Origin of the sequence: Pseudomonas sp. RL_5y_Pfl2_69, assembly GCF_963970465.1 — a bacterium.
Classification (GTDB): Bacteria; Pseudomonadota; Gammaproteobacteria; order Pseudomonadales; family Pseudomonadaceae; genus Aquipseudomonas.
Genome location: NZ_CAXAOU010000011.1, coordinates 49763 through 72925, shown reverse-complemented (window position 1 = coordinate 72925; position 23163 = coordinate 49763). Strand labels below are relative to the sequence as shown.

The 23163-nt window shown below is 56.6% G+C and carries 20 protein-coding genes; 15 read left to right on the top strand and 5 right to left on the bottom strand.

The genetic code is table 11. From position 1 onward, the window contains the following. Positions 1 to 77: 77 nt before the first annotated feature. Positions 78 to 1772, bottom strand: a complete 1695-nt coding sequence (locus AACY07_RS18240) for a lactate permease LctP family transporter (RefSeq protein ID WP_133078314.1) — start codon at positions 1770 to 1772, stop codon at positions 78 to 80. 260 nt (positions 1773 to 2032) lie between these two features. Here AACY07_RS18240 and AACY07_RS18235 point away from each other — a divergent pair, with 260 nt between their 5' ends. After that, entirely contained in the window at positions 2033 to 2800 is a 768-nt protein-coding gene (locus AACY07_RS18235; RefSeq protein ID WP_133078313.1) for a GntR family transcriptional regulator, read from the top strand. 121 nt (positions 2801 to 2921) lie between these two features. On the opposite strand, the gene smpB is transcribed toward AACY07_RS18235, so the two are convergent. After that, positions 2922 to 3404, bottom strand: coding sequence for an SsrA-binding protein SmpB (gene smpB, locus AACY07_RS18230; protein WP_048362119.1), 483 nt, complete (start codon positions 3402 to 3404; stop codon positions 2922 to 2924). Positions 3405 to 3521: 117 nt separating this feature from the next. Here smpB and AACY07_RS18225 point away from each other — a divergent pair, with 117 nt between their 5' ends. From AACY07_RS18225 to AACY07_RS18215, 3 genes are read left to right on the top strand one after another with little or no spacing between them, the layout of a single operon-like run. Further along, positions 3522 to 4925, top strand: a complete 1404-nt coding sequence (locus tag AACY07_RS18225; protein ID WP_339476588.1) for a sodium-dependent transporter — start codon at positions 3522 to 3524, stop codon at positions 4923 to 4925. A gap of 7 nt (positions 4926 to 4932) precedes the next feature. Further along, positions 4933 to 5367 carry a type II toxin-antitoxin system RatA family toxin gene (locus AACY07_RS18220; RefSeq protein ID WP_019825884.1) on the top strand — a complete coding sequence of 145 codons (435 nt, stop codon included), beginning with the start codon at positions 4933 to 4935 and terminating at the stop codon, positions 5365 to 5367. Next, the gene (locus tag AACY07_RS18215) at positions 5360 to 5677 is read left to right on the top strand and encodes an RnfH family protein (RefSeq protein WP_219262434.1); all 318 of its coding nucleotides are present in this window, start codon (positions 5360 to 5362) and stop codon (positions 5675 to 5677) included. The genes AACY07_RS18220 and AACY07_RS18215 overlap by 8 nt, the downstream gene beginning before the upstream one ends. A gap of 57 nt (positions 5678 to 5734) precedes the next feature. Here the strand turns inward: AACY07_RS18215 and AACY07_RS18210 are convergent, their stop codons facing one another. After that, positions 5735 to 6262 (bottom strand): outer membrane protein assembly factor BamE, encoded by a 528-nt coding sequence (locus AACY07_RS18210; RefSeq protein ID WP_048352541.1) that lies wholly within the window; start codon positions 6260 to 6262, stop codon positions 5735 to 5737. 98 nt (positions 6263 to 6360) lie between these two features. Here AACY07_RS18210 and fur point away from each other — a divergent pair, with 98 nt between their 5' ends. Further along, positions 6361 to 6774, top strand: a complete 414-nt coding sequence (fur, locus tag AACY07_RS18205) for a ferric iron uptake transcriptional regulator (protein WP_019825889.1) — start codon at positions 6361 to 6363, stop codon at positions 6772 to 6774. 96 nt (positions 6775 to 6870) lie between these two features. Here fur and recN read toward each other — a convergent pair whose 3' ends face one another. Beyond that, positions 6871 to 8553 carry a DNA repair protein RecN gene (recN, locus tag AACY07_RS18200; protein WP_339476584.1) on the bottom strand — a complete coding sequence of 561 codons (1683 nt, stop codon included), beginning with the start codon at positions 8551 to 8553 and terminating at the stop codon, positions 6871 to 6873. 252 nt (positions 8554 to 8805) lie between these two features. On the opposite strand from recN, the gene grpE reads away from it, so the two are divergent. The 7 genes from grpE to greA all read left to right on the top strand — a co-directional run bounded on the left by grpE (position 8806) and on the right by greA (position 18856). Next, positions 8806 to 9372 carry a nucleotide exchange factor GrpE gene (gene grpE / locus AACY07_RS18195; RefSeq protein ID WP_339476581.1) on the top strand — a complete coding sequence of 189 codons (567 nt, stop codon included), beginning with the start codon at positions 8806 to 8808 and terminating at the stop codon, positions 9370 to 9372. Between the two features lie 100 nt (positions 9373 to 9472). Then, positions 9473 to 11389: a molecular chaperone DnaK gene (dnaK, locus tag AACY07_RS18190; RefSeq protein ID WP_019825894.1), complete on the top strand. Its 1917-nt coding sequence runs from the start codon at positions 9473 to 9475 to the stop codon at positions 11387 to 11389. A gap of 320 nt (positions 11390 to 11709) precedes the next feature. Further along, positions 11710 to 12834 carry a molecular chaperone DnaJ gene (gene dnaJ, locus AACY07_RS18185; protein WP_019825896.1) on the top strand — a complete coding sequence of 375 codons (1125 nt, stop codon included), beginning with the start codon at positions 11710 to 11712 and terminating at the stop codon, positions 12832 to 12834. Between the two features lie 10 nt (positions 12835 to 12844). After that, entirely contained in the window at positions 12845 to 13651 is an 807-nt protein-coding gene (gene dapB, locus AACY07_RS18180) for a 4-hydroxy-tetrahydrodipicolinate reductase (RefSeq protein ID WP_133078307.1), read from the top strand. Positions 13652 to 13910: 259 nt separating this feature from the next. Then, positions 13911 to 15047, top strand: coding sequence for a glutamine-hydrolyzing carbamoyl-phosphate synthase small subunit (gene carA, locus AACY07_RS18175; protein WP_133078306.1), 1137 nt, complete (start codon positions 13911 to 13913; stop codon positions 15045 to 15047). A gap of 114 nt (positions 15048 to 15161) precedes the next feature. Further along, positions 15162 to 18383, top strand: a complete 3222-nt coding sequence (gene carB, locus AACY07_RS18170; RefSeq protein WP_019825902.1) for a carbamoyl-phosphate synthase large subunit — start codon at positions 15162 to 15164, stop codon at positions 18381 to 18383. Continuing rightward, entirely contained in the window at positions 18380 to 18856 is a 477-nt protein-coding gene (gene greA / locus AACY07_RS18165) for a transcription elongation factor GreA (protein ID WP_019825904.1), read from the top strand. Before carB ends, greA begins: the two co-directional genes overlap by 4 nt. Before the next feature lie 279 nt (positions 18857 to 19135). Here the strand turns inward: greA and yhbY are convergent, their stop codons facing one another. After that, a complete protein-coding gene (yhbY, locus tag AACY07_RS18160; RefSeq protein WP_019825905.1) occupies positions 19136 to 19444 on the bottom strand; it encodes a ribosome assembly RNA-binding protein YhbY in 309 nt (102 codons plus the stop codon). 107 nt (positions 19445 to 19551) lie between these two features. Here yhbY and rlmE point away from each other — a divergent pair, with 107 nt between their 5' ends. The 3 genes from rlmE (at position 19552) to folP (ending at position 23161) form a co-directional block, all read left to right on the top strand. Beyond that, positions 19552 to 20202 (top strand): 23S rRNA (uridine(2552)-2'-O)-methyltransferase RlmE, encoded by a 651-nt coding sequence (gene rlmE, locus AACY07_RS18155; RefSeq protein WP_019825907.1) that lies wholly within the window; start codon positions 19552 to 19554, stop codon positions 20200 to 20202. Between the two features lie 191 nt (positions 20203 to 20393). Further along, the gene (gene ftsH, locus AACY07_RS18150; protein WP_133078305.1) at positions 20394 to 22301 is read left to right on the top strand and encodes an ATP-dependent zinc metalloprotease FtsH; all 1908 of its coding nucleotides are present in this window, start codon (positions 20394 to 20396) and stop codon (positions 22299 to 22301) included. Between the two features lie 8 nt (positions 22302 to 22309). Beyond that, entirely contained in the window at positions 22310 to 23161 is an 852-nt protein-coding gene (gene folP, locus AACY07_RS18145; RefSeq protein ID WP_339476578.1) for a dihydropteroate synthase, read from the top strand. Positions 23162 to 23163: the final 2 nt, after the last annotated feature.

Here is a 23163-nt window from a genome sequence, read left to right as displayed (position 1 = left end):
GAGGTGGACCGGGTAGTGAATTACTGACGCCGGGGCTGTGCCCCGGCGCCATTAATGTGCAGTAACCATAGCGTGTATTAGTGCACCAGCATGCCGGTGAGCCAGTACGCCTGGGCCAGCGTGATCAGGCCAACGATGGTGGCGAAGAACAGGCTGTGCTTGAGGGTGAAGCGGAACAGGTCAGACTCTTTACCCACCAGACCGGTCGCGGCACATGCCACTGCGATCGATTGCGGGGAAATCATTTTTCCGGTCACGCCACCGCTGGTATTGGCGGCAACCATCAGGGTGTCGCTGACGCCGATCTGGTGTGCGGTAGTGGCTTGCAGCGAGCTGAACAGGGCGTTGGACGAGGTGTCGGAACCGGTCAGGAACACACCCAGCCAGCCAAGGAATGGCGAGAAGAACGGGAATGCCGCGCCCGTACCTGCCAGCACCAGGGCCATAGTGGAAGACATGCCCGAGTAGTTGGTAACGAAGGCAAAGGCCAGCACCATACCGATGGACAGGATCGGCCAGCGGAGCTCGTAGAGGGTCTCTTTTAAAGTGGTAAGACCAGTCTTGATGTCGATTTTCAGGATCAGCATCGAGATCAGCGCGGAGAAGAAGATCGCGGTGCCGGTGGCTGAAATCGGGTCAAGTTTGAATACGGCTGCAATGGCTGTCGGTGCGTTGACGATCGGTGCAGTCTTGATCACCAGTTGATCAAGGTGCGGGATCGCGAAGTTGAATACCCAGCCGTACATCGAACCACCGGCGGAGAACATGGCCTTGAACGGTTTGAGGGTCCAGATGGTGACCAGCACGGTCAGGATCAGGAACGGCGACCACGCCTTGAGGATCTGCATCAGGCTGTAAGGCGAAGCCATCAGGTTGGTCGGCTTGCCGAAACCACCTGCACTGGCGGTGACGGTTACGTCCGACGAAACGCCAGCGATCTGAGCGCCTGCGGTGCGTTTTGGTTGCCACACTTTGAGGAACAGCGTCAGGCTGACCAGGCTGGCGAGCGCCGAGGTGATGTCCGGCAGTTCCGGGCCAATGTAGTTCGAGGTGTAGTACTGGGTGATGGCGAAGCTCAAGCCGGCCACCAGGGCTGCGGGCCAGGTTTCACGCACGCCGCGCAGGCCATCCATCATGAAGACCAGCCAGAACGGTACGAACAGCGACAGCAATGGCAACTGACGGCCAGCCATGGCGCCGATCTTGAAGGCGTCGATGCCAGTCACCTGGCCTGCAACGATGATCGGGATGCCCAGGGCGCCAAAGGCCACCGGCGCGGTGTTGGCGATCAGGCACAGGCCTGCTGCGTACAGAGGGTTGAAGCCCAGGCCTACGAGCAGTGCGGCAGTAATCGCTACCGGGGCACCGAAACCGGCTGCACCTTCAAGGAATGCACCGAAGCAGAAGCCGATCAGCAGCACTTGCAGGCGCTGATCGTCAGTGATCGACAGTACGGAACTGCGGATGATTTCAAACTGGCCGCTCTTGACGGTCAATTTGTAGAGGAACACCGCGGCAACGATGATCCAGGCAATCGGCCAAAGGCCATAGGCAAATCCATAGCCCGCTGCTGCGAAGGCCATGTCGACAGGCATCTGGAAGGCAAAGATGGCCACCAGAATCGACAGGCCCAGGGTAATGCTGCCTGCGACGTGACCTTTGAGGCGGAACACGGCCAGGGCCAGGAAGAAGAATACGATCGGGATAACGGCCGCGAGAGCGGACAGGCCGAGGCTGCCGAGCGGACTGTAGAGCTGTTGCCAGGTTTGCATATGGGGTGGCCCCTAATTGTTATTGGTTGATGCTACGATTGCATTTGGTATATTGGTATTACCAATTTACAGTCGCTGTTGGCTAGGTTAAAAGCCTTATGTGGCATGTGTCAATTTGCCGCCTCACAATCTTTAGTCGAGGCGCTCGTCGTCGGGGCATCTGCCCGGGGTTTCAGGCGGTGTTCTGGTGGGTGTGTGAGTGGCGCGAATCAGCGAGAATAGCGGCCCCCGGCGCGTGGTCGGGAGGGTGGAGAGCAGTTATGGGGTTTGATCAGATTCGTCAGCGCCGTTTGTCGGACGATATTGTCGAGCAACTTGAGGGGATGATCCTTGAGGGCACGCTGAAGTCGGGTGAGCGTTTGCCCGCCGAACGTGCGCTGGCGGAACAGTTTGGCGTGTCGCGCCCGTCGTTGCGTGAGGCGATCCAGAAATTGTCGGCCAAGGGGCTGCTGGTCAGTCGTCAGGGTGGCGGCAATTATGTGGCGACATCGCTGGGCTCGACGTTCAGCGATCCCTTGCTGCAACTGCTCGAAAGCAACCCCGAAGCACAGCGCGATCTGCTTGAGTTTCGTCACACCCTTGAGGCTTCGTGCGCTTTTTACGCCGCATCCAGAGCCACCGAGATGGATCGCGAGCGACTACGGCTGGCGTTTGAACGATTGCAGGATTGTTATGCGCGGGTTGATGAGGTCAGTCGCTCGGAAGAGGGAGAGGCGGATGCGAGCTTCCATCTGGCTATCGCTGAGGCGAGCCATAACGCGGTGTTGTTGCACACGATTCGCGGGCTGTTCGATCTGCTCAAGCGCAACGTGGTGACTAACATTGGCGGCATGTACAAGCAGCGCAGCGAAACGCGCGACATGCTGATCAGTCAGCACCGCGAATTGTACCTGGCGATTATCGAGGGCAGGGCGGAGGACGCCCGGGAAGTGGCGAGCCGCCATTTGGTGTACGTGCAGGAGGTACTGGAAGAAGTGCGTCAGGAAGTGCAGCGCATGGCGCGGGCCGAGCGGCGTAATGGGTTGTAAAGGTTAAGGCAAAACTTGTGGGAGCGGGCTTGATCGCGATTGCATCGATGCGGTTCTACTGAAAGACCGTATCGCCTGCATCGCGAGCAAGCCCGCTCCCACAAGAGCAAGGGTGAAAGAACTAGTCTTCCTTGCCCTTGTTGCGCACTGCGCGCTGCAACTCGCGGTCAGAATCACGCTCGCGCTCGGTATGACGCTTGTCGTATTCCTTCTTGCCTTTACCCAGGGCAATTTCGCACTTGATCAAGTGCTTGCTCCAGTAAAGCGAGAGGCAGACGCAGGCGTAACCCTTCTGCTGCACTGCGGCAAACAGCTTTTCCAGCTCGCGCTGGTTAAGCAGCAGTTTGCGGCTGCGCGTCGGGTCGGCGATGACGTGGGTGCTGGCAGTCGTCAGGGGTGAAATATGGCTGCCGAGCAACCATGCTTCACCATCCTTGAGCAGCACATAACTGTCGACCAGTTGTGCCTTGCCTGCACGCAGACTTTTTACTTCCCAGCCGGCCAGGACCAGACCAGCCTCGAACCGATGTTCGATGAAGTAATCGTGTCGCGCTTTTTTATTCTGCGCGATGGTCCCTGTAGGGTGTTTCTTCTGTTTAGCCATAGGGCCGGCATTATAGGCAGTTGCGAGCGTGTCGGCTACGGGCACCTGCGTGCTTGAGCACGTAGGTTGATTCCCGGACAATGCGCCCTCTTTTTTTAGTGGTTGGGCGTAGTAACGATGTCGACAGACAAGGTTTCTGTCCACGGCAGTTGGGCAAGCCGTTGGGTCTTTATTTTCGCTGCGACCGGTTCTGCCGTGGGTTTGGGCAGTATCTGGAAATTTCCTTATATGGTTGGCGTCTATGGCGGCGGCGCATTTGTATTGGTGTTTTTGGCCTGCATCGCGCTGATTGGTGTGCCTGTCATGTTGGCTGAAACCCTGATCGGGCGGCGTGCGCGGCTTAGTCCGGCGAATGCCTTGAAGGTGTTGGCGGTAGAGGCCGGGCACTCGGGGCGTTGGTCGTGGGGGGCTTTTGCCGGGATGATTACGGCGCTGCTGATTTTATCTTTCTATAGCGTGGTGGGCGGTTGGTCGCTGGATTACATCATTAATATGGGCAAGGGTGATTTTCAGGGCGCGACGGCTGCTCAGGTCGGAGAGTACTTTGGTGGCGTGATTTCCAACCCCTGGAGGCTCACTTTCTGGCACACCGCGTTTATGTTGTTGTCGGCGTATGTGATTGCCAAAGGCGTGGTGGCGGGGCTTGAGCGCAGCCTGAAGATCATGATGCCGTTGCTGTTTGTGCTGCTGCTGGTGTTGCTGGGTTACAGCATGACCACAGGGCACTTTATGCAGGGCGTGCATTTCATGTTCGACTTCAACCCTGATCGCGTGCTCGATGGTTTGCTGGCGGCGATGGGACATGCCTTCTTTTCGCTGAGTGTGGGCGTGGGCTCGATTATGATTTACGGCGCGTATATGCCGAAGAACGTATCGATTTCCGGAACGGTCGTGGGGGTCGCCCTGATCGACACGTTTGTCTCATTGCTCGCCGGGCTGGCATTGTTTCCAATTGTCTTCGCGTCGGGACTTAACCCTGGCGAAGGGCCGGGGTTGATGTTTGTGACCTTGCCTTTTGCCTTCGGCAATGTGGCGTTTGGTCAGTTGATGGGCGTGGTGTTTTTCGTTCTGGTGGCGGTGGCCGCCTGGAGCTCAGCCATTTCATTGCTTGAGCCGATGGTGGCTTATCTGGTGGAGCGGACCAAGGTTCGACGCTTGTGGGTCACGTTCTGGCTGGCGTTCAGTTGTTGGTTTGTTGGGCTGGGCACGGTGTTTTCGTTCAATATCTGGAAACAGGCCAAGTTTTTCGTGAGTGAAGACTCGGGTTTTCACCTCTATCAATGGGGCGCTGCAAGCGGCCTGGACTTCTTTGGTGTCGTCGATTTCTTCACCTCGCGTATCATGTTGCCTTTGGGCGGGCTGTGCTTTGTGGTCTTTGCAGGCTGGATCATGGGGCGCGGTGCGGTTCGCGACGAGTTGTCGATGCGTAGCCCGGCGTTGTTCGCCCTGACTCTTTTTCTGATGCGCTATGTGGCGCCACTCGGCATTCTGATTGTGTTTGCCGCCCAGCTGTGGAAGTAACGCTGACATGACTACCCATATCCAACGCTCCGCTTTGTTGCCTTATCCAGCCCAGGCTCTTTATGACCTGGTGAATGATGTTGCGAGTTACCCGCAATTTTTGCCGTGGTGTTCGTCTGCCGAAATCCTGGAAAGCACTGAGGTGCTGATGCGCGCCAGCCTGGGTGTGGCGAAGGGCGGCCTGAGCCAGCACTTCGTGACCTGCAATACGCTGGTGCCGGGTCAATCCATTGAAATGAACCTGGAAGAAGGCCCGTTTACCAAGCTGCACGGTATGTGGGTGTTCAAACCGTTGGGTGAGAAGGCCTGCAAGATCAGCCTGGACATGACCTTCGATTACGCCGGGGCTATCGTCAAGGCGACCCTGGGGCCTTTGTTCAATCAGGCGGCCAACACGCTGGTGGATGCATTCTGTCAGCGTGCCAAGCAGTTGTATGGCTGAGCTCATGATTGACGTTGAGGTGGTGTATGCCGCTGTTGATCGTCAGTGCCTGCTGACTGTGGTTGTACCCCAGGGTACGACTTTACGGGCTGCGGTTTTGGCGTCGGGCATGGGGCGTGAGTTTCCCGAACTCGATCTGGCGAATTGCCCGGTGGGGATCTTCGGCAAACAGGTCGCAGAGCCTGAAACCCGGGTGTTGCAGGCGGGCGATCGCATTGAGATGTATCGCCCGCTGCTGGCCGACCCTAAAGAAATTCGGCGTCAGCGTGCGGCTAAAGCTGCCGAGGCCAAGCGCCTGAGTCAGCAGTGAGCACTTTATTGCAGACAACAAAAAGCCCGGCATGCCGGGCTTTTTTGTGCCGAACGCTTATTGTTCGGTTGTGTCCAGAGGTTCTGGCGTAGGAACCGGTACGGTTTCAACACCGTCTACGTCCTTCTGGATTTGATCAAGCAACGAACCAGGCTTGGCTGGAACTTCGCTCTTCTCGACTGGAGCTTCAGTGGCCGGCTCGGTCACGTTTGTGCCGCCGGTTTTGCCGAGAATGGCTTCGTCGCGGCTTACGCCAGGCTTGAAGTCGCCTGACAAGCTTACGAGCTGGTCATTTTGGTTGAAGAACACGCTGACGCGTTCCTGTTGGCGTTCACCGCCGCCGGGCTGCAGGCTATACAGGTAATCCCAGCGATCAGGGTGGAATGTATCGGTCAGCAGGGCGTTGCCCATGATAAACCGCACTTGCCGACGGGTCATTCCCGGGCGTAACTGGTTTATCATGTCCTGCGTGACGACATTGCCCTGTTGGATGTCGATTTTGTAAACCCCGGGGAATGAACAACCGGCGAGTGCGAGCAGTCCCACAAAGGTGAAACTGGTTAGCAAGAGCTTGGTGTTTTGCATCGGTGGGCGACTTCCACTATCTTGGCTGGGACAACGTAAACGCCGATCATACCCGTATTAAGAGAAGCTGCGAAGCCGCTTCCGCGAGAAAGCTAACCATGGTTGAAAATAGCGAACTACGTAAGGCCGGACTTAAGGTGACTCTGCCACGAGTCAAAATTCTACAGATGCTTGACTCTGCAGAGCAGCGTCACATGAGCGCCGAGGACGTTTACAAGGCACTTATGCAAGCAGGCGAGGACGTCGGGCTGGCCACGGTTTACCGTGTACTGACCCAGTTCGAGTCAGCCGGGCTGGTGATTCGCCATAACTTTGATGGCGGTCATGCGGTCTTTGAATTGGCTGATGCTGACGGCGGCCACCACGACCATATGGTCAACGTGGACAGCGGTGAAGTGATCGAGTTTTTCGACGAAGACATCGAAAAACTGCAGCACGCCATTGCAGCCAAGCACGGTGTTGAGTTGGTGGATCACAACTTGGTGCTGTACGTGCGCAAGAAGTCCAAGTAAGCATGTCACGCGAGCTACGGTTCGCGAAACGATCGAAGGCGGCCCAAGGGCCGCCTTCGTGCTTTCTGATATCGGTCTTTTGATAACCGTTCGTCGTTAAGCCGCCAGATTCTTTGCAGTGACGACCATTTTTTTGGCGTGGGCCAAGGATTCTTTGGTCAGGTCGACACCGCCGAGCATGCGTGCAACTTCTTCTACGCGCTCTTTTTTACTCAGTTTGGCCACGGCAGTACGGGTGGTATCGCTCTCACGGACCTTGTGTACAAAAAGGTGTTGATGACATTGGGCAGCCACTTGCGGCAAGTGAGTGACTGTCAGTACTTGGCCTCGCTCGCCAAGGCGGCGTAGCAGTTGCCCCACGATTTCGGCCGTCGGGCCGCCAATCCCGACATCCACTTCGTCGAATACCAGAGTGGGTACGCGGGATGTTTGAGCGGTAATTACCTGGATGGCCAGGCTGATACGTGACAGCTCACCGCCAGAGGCAACTTTGGCCAATGCCTTGAGTGGCTGGCCGGGGTTGGCACTTACGAGCAGTTCGACCTGCTCCAGGCCTTGAGGCATAGGGTCATTGCTGCTCTGTGGGCGCAGTTCAATCACGAAACGGCCACCGGGCATGCCAAGGCGCTGTATTTCTTCTTCAACGGCACTGCTCAGGCGCGTTGCAGCCTGGCTGCGCAAGTTGCTGAGTTCGCGTGCGCACTCATTATAGTGGCGGGAATAGGACGTCAGCTCATTGGCCAGGCGTTCGATGTTCTCGTCGTTGGCGTTGAGGGTTTCGAGTTCATCCAGCAGTTTTTGCTGCAAGGCAGCCACTTCGGTGGGTTGCACGCGGTGTTTGCGCGCCAGTGTATAGATGGTGTCGAGCCTTTCTTCCAGGTACTGCAGTCGGCCTGGATCAGCATCAAAATGGTCGATAAAGCGATTGAGTTCGCCCACGGCTTCTTCGACTTGAATTTGTGCGCTGGCCAGCAGATCGGTGGCTTCGCCCAGTGAGCCCGAGTTGTTGTTGATGCTTGAAAGGCGATTGAGGCTCACCGTCAGGGCATTGAGCACGTTGCCTGAGTCGCTTTCGCTGCATTGCTCCACCACCTGGCGGCATATGGTCAGCAAGGTTTCGGCGTTGGTCAGGTTTTTGTGTTCCTGTTCCAGTTCTTCCAGTTCGTTCTCGCCCAGGGAAAGGGTTTCAAGTTCTTCGAGCTGGTAGCTGAGCAGTTGATGGCGCGAGCGCTGTTCATCGCCGGAGTTGGACAGGTGTTCAAGCTCTTGCCTGGTCTGGCGCCAGCGTTGCGCGGCCAATTGCACCTGGCGGGCAAGGTCGGTGGCGCCGGCAAACTCGTCGAGCAGGCGGCGGTGGGTGTCGGGTTTGAGCAGCGACTGGTGCTCGTGCTGGCTGTGGATATCAATCAGCAGCTCGCCCAGGGCCTTGAGGTCGCCTTGGGGGCAGGGGGTGCCGTTGATGTAGCTGCGCGAGCGGCCTTCGGCAGTAATGACTCTGCGCAAGATGCACGGGCCTTCGCCTTCCAGGTCGCGCTCGGCAAGCCAGGCCCGGGCTTCTGGTATGTCTTGCAGGTCGAACGTGGCCAGGATATCGGCCTTGTCGGCTCCCGGGCGGACAACACCGCTGTCTGCGCGGTCCCCTAGTGTGAGGCCCAGGGCGTCGAGCATGATCGATTTGCCGGCACCGGTCTCGCCAGTGATTACACTCATCCCGCGATCCAGTTCGAGATCGAGATGTTCAACGATGGCGTAGTTGTGTACGGACAGGTGCACCAGCATAGGAGCTGCTCCAAAACGTAATGTCTGGTTATTTATACAGTGTTTTGTTTCGTGCTGACAATGGCTGTACTTAGTTCGATTTGCTTGTTTTTTTGGGTTTTTTAGCTCGATTTTGTTTTTTTGCAGGTAACGCCAGGGGGCTCTAACATCTATTTTCTGGTTTTCAGGCTCTTGAACCTGAGAATTGCGACCCCATATACCTTGGCAGAAGCGCGAGTCGAGCTCGCGGACGAAGTTTGAAAGGAGAAATCTATGGCAGACGAACAGACTATGGATACGCAGAACCAGGACGCCAACCAGGCCGCCGATGTAGCAGGTGAAGATTTGGTAGCCCGTGTGCAGGTGCTTGAAGAGCAGCTGGCAGCCGCTAATGATCAGGCTCTGCGCGTAGCTGCCGATCTGCAGAACGTTCGCCGCCGCGCTGAGCAGGATGTTGAGAAGGCTCACAAGTTTGCGCTGGAGAAGTTCGCTGGCGACCTGTTGCCGGTGATCGACAGTCTGGAGCGCGGTCTTGAGCTGTCCAGCCCGGACGATGAAAACATTCGTCCGATGCGCGAAGGGATCGAACTGACCCTGAAAATGTTCCAGGACACCCTGAAGCGTTATCAGCTGGAAGCGATCGACCCGCACGGCGAGCCCTTCAATGCCGAGCATCATCAGGCGATGGCAATGCAGGAAAGTGCTGACCTGGAGCCAAACAGTGTGCTCAAGGTGTTTCAAAAGGGTTATCAGCTCAATGGTCGCTTGCTGCGCCCGGCTATGGTCGTAGTCAGCAAGGCGCCAGCGCCGGTTTCGCCATCGATTGACGAAAAGGCTTGAAATCGGCCGCAAGGCCCCCATTTAGAAGTCAAGCGTTAAGCAATGCCGCAGTTGGTCATTACTGCTGCGGCAACAAAATTCAAATTTAGGGAGAGTAAACATGGGCAGAATTATCGGTATTGACCTCGGGACCACCAACTCGTGTGTTTCGGTTCTGGAAAACGGTAAAGCAAAAGTTATCGAAAACGCAGAAGGCGCGCGTACTACGCCGTCGATCGTTGCGTACGCCAATGATGGCGAAATTCTGGTTGGCCAATCGGCCAAGCGTCAGGCAGTGACCAATCCGCATAACACCCTGTACGCGGTGAAGCGTCTGATCGGTCGTCGCTTTGACGAAGAAGTTGTACAGAAAGACATTCAGATGGTTCCGTACAAGATCGCCAAGGCTGACAACGGCGACGCTTGGGTTGAAGTGAACGGCCAGAAAATGGCTCCGCCACAGATCTCGGCTGAAATTCTGAAGAAAATGAAGAAAACCGCCGAAGACTACCTCGGCGAGCCAGTGACTGAAGCGGTCATTACCGTTCCGGCCTACTTCAACGACAGCCAGCGTCAGGCAACCAAAGACGCCGGCCGTATCGCGGGTCTGGACGTTAAACGCATCATCAACGAACCAACCGCAGCTGCTCTGGCTTACGGTATGGATAAAGCGAAGGGCGACCACACTGTCATCGTTTATGACTTGGGTGGCGGTACTTTCGACGTGTCGGTCATTGAAATTGCCGAAGTTGATGGCGAGCACCAGTTTGAAGTGCTGGCAACCAACGGTGACACGTTCCTGGGTGGTGAAGACTTTGACATCCGTCTGATCGACTACCTGGTTGACGAGTTCAAGAAAGAAAGCGGCATGAACCTCAAAGGTGACCCGCTGGCGATGCAGCGTCTGAAAGAAGCTGCTGAAAAAGCCAAGATCGAACTGTCTTCGAGCCAGTCGACTGACGTGAATCTGCCTTACATCACTGCAGATGCCACCGGTCCTAAGCACTTGAACGTGAAGATTTCCCGCGCCAAGCTGGAATCGTTGGTTGAAGACCTGGTTCAGCGCACCATCGAGCCTTGCCGCATTGCTCTGAAAGACGCTGGTATCGACGTTGGCGCGATCAACGACGTGATCTTGGTCGGTGGTCAGACTCGTATGCCGCTGGTACAGAAGCTGGTAACCGAGTTCTTCGGCAAGGAAGCACGTAAAGACGTGAACCCGGACGAAGCTGTTGCAATGGGTGCTGCCATCCAGGGCGCGGTATTGGCCGGTGATGTTAAAGACGTTCTGTTGCTGGACGTGAGCCCGCTGACTCTGGGTATCGAAACCATGGGCGGTGTAATGACTGCTCTGATCGAGAAAAACACCACGATTCCTACCAAGAAATCGCAAGTGTTCTCGACTGCTGACGATAACCAGGGCGCTGTGACCATTCACGTACTGCAAGGTGAGCGTAAGCAAGCCGCACAGAACAAGTCGTTGGGCAAGTTCGACCTGGCCGACATTCCACCAGCTCCACGTGGCGTGCCTCAGATCGAAGTAACCTTCGACATCGATGCCAACGGCATCCTGCACGTAAGTGCAAAAGACAAGGCGACTGGCAAGTCTCAGTCCATCGTGATCAAGGCTAACTCGGGTCTGTCCGAGGAAGAAATCGCTCAGATGGTTCGTGATGCCGAGATCAATGCTGAGGAAGACCGCAAGTTCGAAGAGCTGGCAGCTGCACGTAACCAGGGCGACGCACTGGTTCACTCGACTCGCAAAATGATCGTCGATGCTGGCGACAAAGTAACCGAGGAAGAGAAAGCTGCAATCGAAGCTGCTGTAGTTGCACTTGAAGCCGCTGTTAAAGGCGACGACAAGGCTGCTATCGAAGCCAAGGTTGAAGAGCTGTCCAAGGTGTCTGCTCCGGTTGCACAGAAAATGTACGCCGAGCAAGCGAACCCGGCAGACGCAGCGGCCAAGCCAGCTGATTCGGCTGAAAAAGCGGACGACGTTGTCGACGCTGAGTTCGAAGAAGTAAAAGACAACAAGTAATCAGCTTGTTTGTCGGCCAGTTGACCGCGCTTTAGCGGTGACTGGTAGGATGTCGCCGCGCGGGAGCTTGCTCCCGCGTTGGCGTGTCTGGAGTAAAGGAATTTTTACAGCATGCGACAAGGTCGAATGCTGGCGGTTTGGTCTGGATCTTTCTTGTTTTCCGGCCAGAGGTAACCGCTCCTGTCGGCCAATGCATTGGCTGTTAAACAGAAACCAATATCGTTGAAAAGACGTGAGTCGGGTCTGATCCTTTTCGGGCTTGGCGGGTTTGGCGAGGCTCGGGAGGGTTTTGTCGAACGTCCTTGAGAGTGCAAAGAATTATGGCAAAGCGCGACTATTACGAAATATTGGGTGTTGAACGCACTACGACTGAGATCGAACTGAAAAAAGCTTATCGCCGACTGGCGATGAAGCATCACCCGGACCGCAATCCGGATGACAAGGCCTCGGAAGAACTGTTCAAGGAAGCTAACGAAGCTTACGAAGTTCTGTCGGACTCCAGCAAGCGTGCGGCCTACGATCAATACGGCCATGCCGGTGTTGATCCGCAAATGGGTGGCGGCGGCGCTGGTTTTGGCGGCCAGAACTTCTCCGATATTTTTGGCGATGTGTTCAGCGATTTCTTTGGTGGTGGCCGTGGCGGCTCCCGGGGTGGCGCTCAGCGTGGTAGTGATTTGCGCTACACGCTGGAGCTGGATCTGGAAGAAGCCGTGCGCGGTACCACGGTCAATATCCGCGTTCCGACGCTGGTCAACTGCAAACCATGTGACGGCTCGGGCGCCAAGAAGGGCTCTTCGCCTGTGACCTGTACAACCTGTGGCGGTATTGGTCAGGTGCGCATGCAGCAGGGTTTCTTCGCTGTTCAGCAGACTTGCCCGCGTTGCCATGGTCAAGGCAAGGTCATCTCTGATCCGTGCGACAGCTGCCGTGGCGAAGGCCGTGTAGAAGAATACAAAACCCTTTCCGTCAAAGTCCCTGCGGGCGTTGATACCGGCGATCGCATTCGTCTGTCGGGCGAAGGCGAGGCGGGCGTACAGGGTGGGCCGACTGGCGATCTGTATGTAGTGATCGATGTGCGCGAGCACGCGATTTTCCAGCGCGACGGCAAGCATTTGTTCTGTGAAGTGCCGATCAGCGTGGCTGATGCCGCATTGGGCGCAGAGCTTGAAGTGCCAACGCTGGATGGTCGGGTCAAGTTGAAAGTCCCTGAAGGTACTCAGACTGGCAAGCAGTTCCGCTTGCGTGGCAAGGGCGTTGCTCCGGTGCGTGGCGGTGGTGCAGGCGATCTGATGTGCCGCGTTGTAGTTGAAACTCCGGTCAAGTTGAGTCGTCGTCAGCGTGAACTGATGGAAGAGTTCCGTACCACGCTGGAAGGCGATAGCTGCCATTCCCCAAACGCCACGGGCTGGTTTGAAGGCGTGAAGCGTTTTTTCGGCGACCTGTAAGGAGCGGTAGATGCGACGTATAGCTGTGATGGGCGCTGCCGGGCGCATGGGCAAGACATTGATCGATGCGGTGCAGCAGCGCTCGCCACTGTGCGGGCTGACGGCGGCAATCGTTCGTCCGGGCAGTTCCCTGGTGGGGGCTGATGCTGGCGAGCTGGCTTCTATCGGGCGAATTGATGTGCCGTTGTCGGCTAGCCTGCAGGAGGTCGCTGCTGATTTTGATGTGCTCATCGATTTCACTTTGCCTGAAGTGATGCTGGGCAATCTGGCGGTGTGTCGCAAGCTGGGCAAGGCCATGGTGATTGGCACCACGGGCTTGAGTGCGGCGCAAAAACAGCTGTTGGTCGAAGCGGGTCAGGACATTGCGATTGTCTTTGCTTCCAACTTCAGTGTCGGGGTCAATCTGTCATTCAAGTTGCTGGATATGGCGGCGCGGGTGATGGGTGATGAGGCGGATATCGAAATCATCGAGGCGCACCATCGGCACAAGGTCGACGCTCCTTCGGGAACGGCGATGCGCATGGGTGAGGTGATTGCCGATGCGCTGGGCCGCGATCTGCAAAAGGTTGCGGTATATGGTCGTGAAGGCCATACCGGTGCTCGTGACCGTGAAACCATCGGTTTTGCCACTGTGCGCGGCGGTGATGTGGTGGGTGATCATACGGTGCTGTTTGCCACTGAAGGTGAGCGGCTTGAGATTACCCACAAGGCATCCAGTCGCATGACCTTTGCCAAGGGTGCCGTTCGTGCTGCCTTGTGGCTGGAAGGGCGAGAGCCCGGCGTGTATGACATGCAGGATGTGCTCGACCTGCGTTGAGTTATCTCTGTAAAATCGGGCTGTTGGCGCGCCAGCAGCCCGATTTTTAACCGCTAAGCGATTTCCTGTCGCATTCTCCTGTCTTTTAGACTCTTTAGCGGTAGACCAAAAAAGCCTTTTTCTGTAAGCTACAGCTTTAGTGTGTCCACTAAAAGCGCGCAGATAATTCGATGAAGAAGCGGGGTGACGTGTCCATACGTCACTCCGCTTTTTTACAACCTGCGATCGCCCTTTCAGGCTTTATTTACGGGAGGTCTTCTTGACTAAGCAAGCCATACTCGCCCTCGCTGATGGCAGCATTTTTCGCGGCGAAGCCATTGGGGCCGACGGTCAAACCGTTGGTGAGGTGGTGTTTAACACCGCAATGACTGGCTACCAGGAGATCCTGACGGATCCTTCCTACGCTCAGCAAATCGTGACCCTGACTTACCCGCATGTTGGCAATACCGGTACTACCCCGGAAGACGCCGAGTCTGATCGTGTCTGGTCCGCAGGTCTGGTAATCCGTGATCTGCCGCTGGTTGCAAGCAACTGGCGCAACACCATGTCGCTGGCCGACTACCTGAAAGCCAACAATGTTGTGGCCATCGCCGGTATCGACACTCGCCGCCTGACGCGCATCCTGCGTGAGAAAGGCGCGCAGAACGGTTGCATCATGGCGGGCGACAACATTTCTGACGAGGCTGCAATCGCAGCTGCTCGCGGCTTCCCGGGCCTGAAAGGCATGGATCTGGCGAAAGTCGTCAGCACCGAAAAAGCCTACGAGTGGCGCTCCAGCGTCTGGAACCTGGCCACTGACAGTCACCCGACTATCGAAGCCAGCGAGCTGCCTTACCACGTGGTCGCGTACGACTACGGCGTAAAATGGAACATCCTGCGCATGCTGGTTGAGCGCGGCTGCCGCGTTACGGTGGTTCCTGCTCAGACCCCGGCCAGCGATGTACTGGCACTCAATCCTGATGGTGTGTTCCTGTCCAACGGTCCTGGCGATCCTGAGCCTTGCGACTACGCGATCACGGCCATCAAGGAAGTTCTGAATACCGAAATTCCGGTGTTCGGTATCTGCCTCGGTCACCAGCTGCTGGCTCTGGCCTCGGGCGCCAAGACCGTGAAAATGGGTCATGGCCACCACGGTGCTAACCACCCGGTCCAGGATCTGGACACCGGTGTTGTGATGATCACCAGCCAGAACCACGGTTTTGCGGTAGACGAAGCAACCTTGCCAGCCAACGTGCGCGCCATTCACAAGTCGCTGTTCGACGGCACGCTGCAAGGTATCGAGCTGACCGACAAGAGCGCTTTCAGCTTTCAGGGTCACCCTGAAGCAAGCCCTGGCCCGAACGACGTTGCGCCGCTGTTCGATCGCTTCATCAATGAGATGGCCAAGCGCCGCTGATCAGCTCCCTGCTGCAGCGCCCTGTGGCGGCCCCGACCTTCGGTGGCCCCCAGGGCGCTTCAGAAGCCTGATTGACAGCTTGCCGACTGACCTGCGGATTTGAGTGACAAACCCATGCCAAAACGTACAGACATAAAAAGCATCCTGATTCTCGGCGCTGGCCCGATTGTTATCGGCCAGGCCTGTGAATTCGACTACTCCGGCGCCCAGGCCTGTAAAGCCCTGCGCGAAGAGGGTTATCGCGTCATCCTGGTGAACTCCAACCCGGCCACCATCATGACCGACCCGGACATGGCCGACGCCACCTACATCGAGCCGATCAAATGGCAGACCGTTGCCAAGATCATCGAAAAAGAGCGTCCGGACGCACTGCTCCCAACCATGGGCGGCCAGACTGCTCTGAACTGCGCACTGGATCTGGAGCGCGAAGGCGTTCTGGAGAAGTTCGGCGTAGAGATGATCGGCGCCAATGCCGACACCATCGACAAGGCTGAAGACCGCTCGCGTTTCGACAAGGCGATGAAGTCCATCGGTCTTGACTGCCCGCGTTCCGGTATCGCTCACAGCATGGAAGAGGCCAATGCGGTTCTCGAAAAGCTGGGCTTCCCGTGCATCATCCGTCCGTCCTTCACCATGGGCGGCACCGGTGGCGGTATTGCTTACAACCGTGAAGAGTTCGAAGAAATCTGCGCTCGCGGCCTGGACCTGTCGCCAACCAAAGAGCTGCTGATCGACGAATCCCTGATCGGCTGGAAAGAGTACGAGATGGAGGTTGTCCGCGATAAGAAGGACAACTGCATCATCGTGTGCTCGATTGAAAACTTTGACCCGATGGGCGTGCACACCGGTGACTCGATCACCGTTGCTCCGGCACAAACCCTGACGGACAAGGAATACCAGATCATGCGTAACGCCTCCCTGGCGGTACTGCGTGAGATCGGCGTTGAAACCGGCGGCTCCAACGTTCAGTTTGGTATTTGCCCGGACACCGGTCGTATGGTCGTGATCGAGATGAACCCGCGTGTATCGCGTTCCTCGGCCCTGGCATCGAAAGCGACCGGTTTCCCGATTGCACGTATCGCTGCCAAGTTGGCGATCGGCTACACCCTGGACGAACTGCAAAACGAAATCACCGGCGGCGCTACTCCTGCGTCCTTCGAGCCGTCCATCGACTACGTTGTGACCAAGCTGCCGCGCTTTGCTTTCGAGAAGTTCGCCAAGGCTGACGCTCGTTTGACCACGCAGATGAAATCTGTGGGTGAAGTCATGGCTATCGGCCGGACTTTCCAGGAATCCCTGCAAAAGGCCCTTCGCGGTCTGGAAGTGGGTGTAAGCGGTCTTGATCCAAAGCTGGACCTGAGCAACCCGGAAAGCATGGCCGTGCTCAAGCGCGAACTGACCGTGCCGGGCGCCGAGCGTATCTGGTACGTGGCTGACGCGTTCCGCGCAGGCATGACCGTCGAAGATATCTTCGGCATGAACATGATTGACCCTTGGTTCCTGGTGCAGATCGAAGATCTGATCAAGGACGAAGAAAAGATCAAGACCATGGCGCTGTCCTCGATTGACCGTGATGCCATGTATCGCCTCAAGCGCAAGGGCTTCTCCGATGCGCGCCTGGCTGTACTGCTGGGTGTCACCGAGAAAAACCTGCGTCGCCACCGTCACAAGCTGGAAGTGTTCCCGGTCTACAAGCGCGTTGACACCTGCGCCGCCGAGTTCGCCACCGACACCGCCTACATGTACTCCACCTACGAGGAAGAGTGCGAAGCCAACCCTTCGGATCGTGACAAGATCATGATCCTGGGCGGTGGCCCGAACCGTATCGGCCAAGGTATCGAGTTCGACTATTGCTGCGTTCACGCCGCTCTGGCGCTGCGTGCAGACGGTTACGAGACCATCATGGTCAACTGCAACCCGGAAACCGTTTCCACTGACTACGACACTTCGGATCGTCTGTACTTTGAATCCGTAACCCTCGAAGACGTCCTGGAAATCGTGCGGGTCGAGAAGCCAAAAGGCGTGATCGTCCAGTACGGCGGCCAAACCCCGCTGAAACTGGCCCGCGCCCTGGAAGAAGCCGGCGTACCGATCATCGGTACCAGCCCTGACGCCATCGACCGTGCTGAAGACCGCGAGCGTTTCCAGCAGATGGTTGAGCGCCTGAACCTGCGTCAGCCGCCAAACGCCACTGTGCGCAGTGAAGACGAAGCGATTCGCGCCGCTGGCAAGATCGGTTACCCGCTGGTTGTTCGTCCGTCCTACGTATTGGGCGGCCGTGCGATGGAAATCGTTTACGAAGAAGAAGAACTCAAGCGCTACCTGCGTGACGCGGTGAAAGTGTCCAACGACAGCCCTGTGCTGCTGGACCACTTCCTCAACTGCGCCATCGAAATGGACGTGGATGCTGTCTGCGACGGTACTGATGTAGTGATCGGCGCGATCATGCAGCACATCGAGCAGGCGGGTGTTCACTCTGGTGACTCTGCATGTTCGCTGCCGCCGTACTCGCTGCCGCTGCACATCCAGGACGAGATGCGCGAGCAGGTCAAGAAGATGGCTCTGGAATTGGGCGTTGTCGGTCTGATGAATGTGCAGTTGGCTCTGCAGGGCGAAGATATCTACGTGATTGAAGTGAACCCGCGTGCTTCGCGTACCGTTCCTTTCGTGTCCAAGTGCATCGGTGTTTCCCTGGCGATGATCGCAGCTCGCGTGATGGCCGGTAAAACCCTGAAAGAAATCGGCTTCACCAAAGAAATCATTCCTAACTTCTACAGCGTGAAAGAGGCGGTCTTCCCGTTCGCCAAATTCCCGGGTGTTGACCCGATTCTCGGCCCTGAGATGAAGTCCACCGGTGAAGTGATGGGTGTGGGCGATACCTTCGGCGAAGCTTTTGCCAAGGCCCAGATGGGTGCAAGCGAAGTGCTGCCGACTGGCGGTACTGCCTTCATCAGCGTTCGTGACGACGACAAGCCTCTGGTGGCTGGTGTTGCTCGCGACCTGATCAGCCTGGGCTTCGAGATCGTTTCAACGGCGGGCACAGCCAAGTTCATCGAAGCTGCCGGCTTGAAAGTACGTCGCGTGAATAAGGTGACCGAAGGTCGTCCGCACGTTGTCGATATGATCAAGAACGACGAAGTTACCTTGATCATCAACACCACCGAGGGTCGTCAGTCGATTGCTGACTCCTACTCCATTCGCCGCAACGCGCTGCAGCACAAGATCTACTGCACCACGACCATTGCTGCTGGCGAAGCGATCTGCGAAGCGCTCAAGTTCGGTCCTGAAAAAACCGTGCGCCGCTTGCAGGATCTACACGCAGGATTGAAGTCATGATCAAGTATCCAATGACCGTCCAGGGCCACAAGGCCCTGGAGGAAGAACTCGCACACCTGACCAAGGTTGTTCGGCCGAAGCTGAGCAAGGAAATCGGTACGGCGCGTGAGTTGGGCGATTTGAAAGAAAATGCTGAATACCATGCAGCTCGTGAGCTCCAAGGTATGTCTGAGGCTCGTATCCGTGACATTGAAGGCCGTCTGCAAAACGCAGTGGTTATTGATGTGGCAGCGATTCCTCACACCGGCAAGGTGATTTTCGGCACCACGGTTGAGATCGCGAACGTTGAAACTGACGAGCGCGTTGTCTATCAGATCGTTGGTGAAGATGAAGCTGACTTCAAACTCGGAAAAATCTCCGTGGGTTCGCCACTTGCTCGTGCCTTGATTGCCAAGGAAGAGGGTGACGTAGTCGCGGTGAAAACACCTGGCGGTGTTATTGAATACGAGATCATTGAAGTACGTCACATCTAGGAATGGCGCCCGCCTTGTGCGGGCGCACTTCTTTGGCGGCTGGCCCGGGTGTTCCGGGTCGGCAGCTTGTGGTTGTTGCACACAGAATTTTTAACGGTGCTGGCCTGAACCCGGTTGGCAGCGTTGCAAGTTGAAAAGGCGAGTAGCAGGTGCGGGAAGGGTTGCGTTGGGCGTCTCTGGCTGCCTGATGCGTTGCGCGGGCAGTTCTTGCATGACTCTCGGGTTTATCCCTGGAAGAGTTTCAGGGCGCGCCAGGCGCACCCTTGACCCTTGTCGACATCACTTGAAGCGATGGATGTTCGACAGTTGCTTGTTTACATTGACGTTCTTGCGGTACAGAAGCGCCATTTTGCCGATAACCTGTACCAGTTCCGCTTTGCCGGCCTTGCACATTTGTGCGACGGCTTCCAGGCGGGATTCACGATCCAGAATGTTGACTTTGATTTTAATCAGCTCGTGATCGCCCAATGCGCGTTCGAGTTCGGCTAAAACACCTTCAGTCAAACCATTATCAGCCACAGTCAAAACTGGTTTCAGATGGTGGCCAATGGATTTGTACTGTTTCTTCTGCTCTTGAGTGAGCGGCATAATCTGACCCCTGTGTCTGATCTTGTAAAAAGCGGCGGCCAGTTTACCCGAGCGAGTCCCAGACCGCCCAGTTAATCACGACCCGTTTAAAATTTTTGAGGTGGCCCGTGGCCCGTTCCAAGACTAGCCTTAACTGGCTGAAAGAGCATTTCAACGACCCGTACGTCAAAATGGCGCAAAAAGACGGGTATCGCTCGCGCGCCAGCTACAAATTGCTGGAGATTCAAGAGCGCGATCGACTCATTCGTCCCGGCATGACAGTGATTGACCTGGGTGCTGCCCCGGGTGGCTGGTCACAGGTGACCAGTCGTCTGATCGGTGGTCAGGGGCGTTTGATTGCTTCCGACATCCTGGACATGGACAGCATTCCTGATGTGACCTTCATCAAGGGCGACTTTACCGAGGACGCCGTACTGGCACAGATCCTCGAAGCAGTAGGAAATACGCAAGTAGACCTTGTGATTTCTGATATGGCCCCCAATATGAGTGGATTGGCCGCTGTGGATATGCCCCGGGCGATGTTCCTGTGCGAATTGGCACTGGACCTTGCTGGTCGCGTCCTACGTCCTGGTGGTGATTTTCTGATTAAAGTTTTCCAAGGCGAAGGCTTCGATCAGTACCACAAAGACATTCGCAAGCTTTTCGACAAGGTGCAGATGCGCAAGCCGTCGTCGTCTCGAGACAGGTCCCGCGAGCAGTATTTGCTGGGGCGCGGCTTCCGCGGTATCGATGGTTCCGCCAGTGATGAGCGTCTCTGACAAGGGCGATAGTTTTTTTTGAATCGCTTTACAGATCTGGCATAACGAATATTGTGTAGTCAAAGTTTCACAAAGGGTTACAGACGGAGCCTGCAAGGGTTGTAGGCAATGTAGTAAGTTATGCCGGTGAATATCATGCGAAGCACGCTTCAGTAGCGGGGCTTGCTTCAGAGGGTAGCTAATTGAACGATATGGCAAAGAATCTGATCCTGTGGTTGATCATCGCCGCTGTCCTGGTGACAGTGATGAACAACTTCTCCAGTCCAAACGAGCCACAAACCCTCAACTATTCCGACTTCATCCAGCAAGTTAAGGATGGCAAGGTCGAGCGCGTTGCCGTGGATGGCTACGTGATTACCGGCAAACGCAGCGATGGCGATTCCTTCAAAACCATCCGTCCGGCTATTCAGGACAACGGTTTGATCGGTGACCTGGTGGATAACCATGTGACCGTTGAGGGCAAACTGCCAGAGCAACAAAGCATCTGGACTCAGCTGCTGGTTGCAAGCTTCCCGATTCTGGTGATCATTGCTGTCTTCATGTTCATGATGCGCCAGATGCAGGGCGGTGCCGGCGGCAAAGGCGGCCCGATGAGCTTTGGCAAGAGCAAGGCGCGGCTGCTGTCGGAAGACCAGGTCAAAACGACTCTGGCTGACGTAGCGGGTTGTGATGAGGCGAAGGAAGAAGTCGGCGAACTGGTCGAATTCCTGCGAGATCCGGGCAAGTTCCAGCGTCTGGGTGGTCGTATTCCTCGTGGTGTGCTGATGGTTGGCCCACCGGGTACCGGTAAAACCCTGATTGCCAAGGCAATCGCGGGCGAAGCCAAGGTGCCGTTCTTCACGATTTCCGGTTCCGACTTTGTTGAAATGTTCGTGGGCGTCGGCGCAAGCCGTGTTCGTGACATGTTTGAACAAGCCAAGAAACACGCACCCTGCATCATCTTCATCGATGAAATCGATGCGGTCGGCCGTCACCGTGGTAACGGCATGGGCGGCGGTCATGATGAGCGCGAGCAGACGCTTAACCAGTTGCTGGTTGAGATGGACGGCTTTGAGATGAATGACGGCATCATTGTGATTGCTGCCACCAACCGCCCTGATGTGCTCGACCCTGCGCTGTTGCGTCCAGGTCGTTTTGACCGTCAGGTTGTGGTTGGCTTGCCGGACATTCGTGGTCGCGAGCAGATCCTCAAGGTGCACATGCGTAAAGTGCCAATGGGCGATGATGTCCAGCCGGGCGTGATTGCGCGTGGTACTCCGGGCTTCTCGGGTGCCGATCTGGCAAACCTGGTGAACGAAGCTTCCCTGTTCGCAGCGCGCACCGGTAAGCGTGTTGTTGAAATGAAAGAGTTTGAGCTGGCTAAAGACAAGATCATGATGGGCGCCGAGCGCAAATCGATGGTCATGTCGGACAAAGAAAAGCGCAACACGGCTTATCACGAGGCGGGTCACGCTATCGTCGGTCGCGTAGTGCCTGAGCATGATCCGGTCTACAAGGTTTCGATCATCCCTCGTGGTCGCGCCTTGGGCGTAACCATGTTCCTGCCGGAAGAAGATCGTTACAGCCTGTCCAAGCGTGCGCTGATCAGCCAGATCTGCTCGCTTTATGGTGGCCGTATCGCTGAAGAGATGACCCTGGGTTTCGACGGTGTTACCACCGGCGCTTCCAACGACATCATGCGTGCCAGCCAGATTGCGCGGAACATGGTGACCAAGTGGGGCTTGTCCGAGAAGCTTGGCCCTCTGATGTATGCCGAGGACGAAGAGTCTTACCTGGGTCGTGGCGGTGGTCAGTCTGCAAGCGTGTCGGGCGAAACAGCCAAGCTGATCGACTCCGAAGTACGCAGCATCATTGATCAGTGCTACAACACGGCCAAGCAGATCCTGACCGAAAACCGTGACAAGCTCGATGCTATGGCAGACGCGTTGATGAAGTACGAAACGATCGATGCCGATCAGATCGACGACATCATGGCGGGTCGTCCGCCACGCGAGCCGCGTGACTGGGAAGACGGTAGTTCGGGTACCCCGACTGCCCCGACGCTGGATAAAACCGAGCGCCCGGAAACACCTATCGGCGGCCCTGCTGCTGATCAATAAGGCTTGAAATGACTTCTGTTCAGTCCTCAACCCGGTTGCCTTGCGGCAACCGGGTTCTTGATTTGGCCCATACGCATGTTATGGGCATTCTCAATGTCACCCCTGATTCCTTTTCCGACGGCGGCCGCTTTGCTGCTGTGGATGCGGCTCTGCGCCATACGCAGGCGATGGTTGAGGCGGGTGCAACTCTGATTGATGTTGGCGGCGAGTCAACGCGTCCCGGAGCGCCTGTCGTGTCGTCTCAGGAAGAGCTCGATCGGGTTGCTCCTGTTGTCGAGCGTATAAGCCGGGAACTGGATGTCATTATTTCGGTCGATACCTCCGCGCCAATCGTCATGACTGAGGTTGCGCGTCTAGGGGCGGGGCTCATCAATGATGTGCGTTCGCTGCGTCGTGAGGGTGCCTTGCAGGCCGCTGCGGCCACCGGTTTGCCGGTGTGTCTGATGCACATGCTCGGTGAGCCCGGCGACATGCAGGACAATCCGCACTACGAAGATCTGGTAGGCGAGGTGTCGGCGTTTCTGGCTGACAGCATGGCGCGGTGTGCGGCGGCAGGTATCGGGCCTGAGCGCATCGTGCTGGACCCGGGTTTTGGTTTTGCCAAAACCTTGCAGCACAATTTGAGCCTGTTCAAGCATATGGAGGCCCTGCATGCGCTGGGTCGACCTTTGCTGGTGGGCGTGTCACGTAAAAGCATGGTCGGGCAAACACTGAACCGGCCGGTTGCAGAGAGGCTCTTTGGCAGCCTGGCTCTTGCAGCATTGGCGATGACCAAGGGCGCGCGCATTCTGCGTGTCCATGACGTTGCCGAAACAGTTGATGTGGTACGGATGATCGCAGCGGTAGATTCCGCCGACTAAGA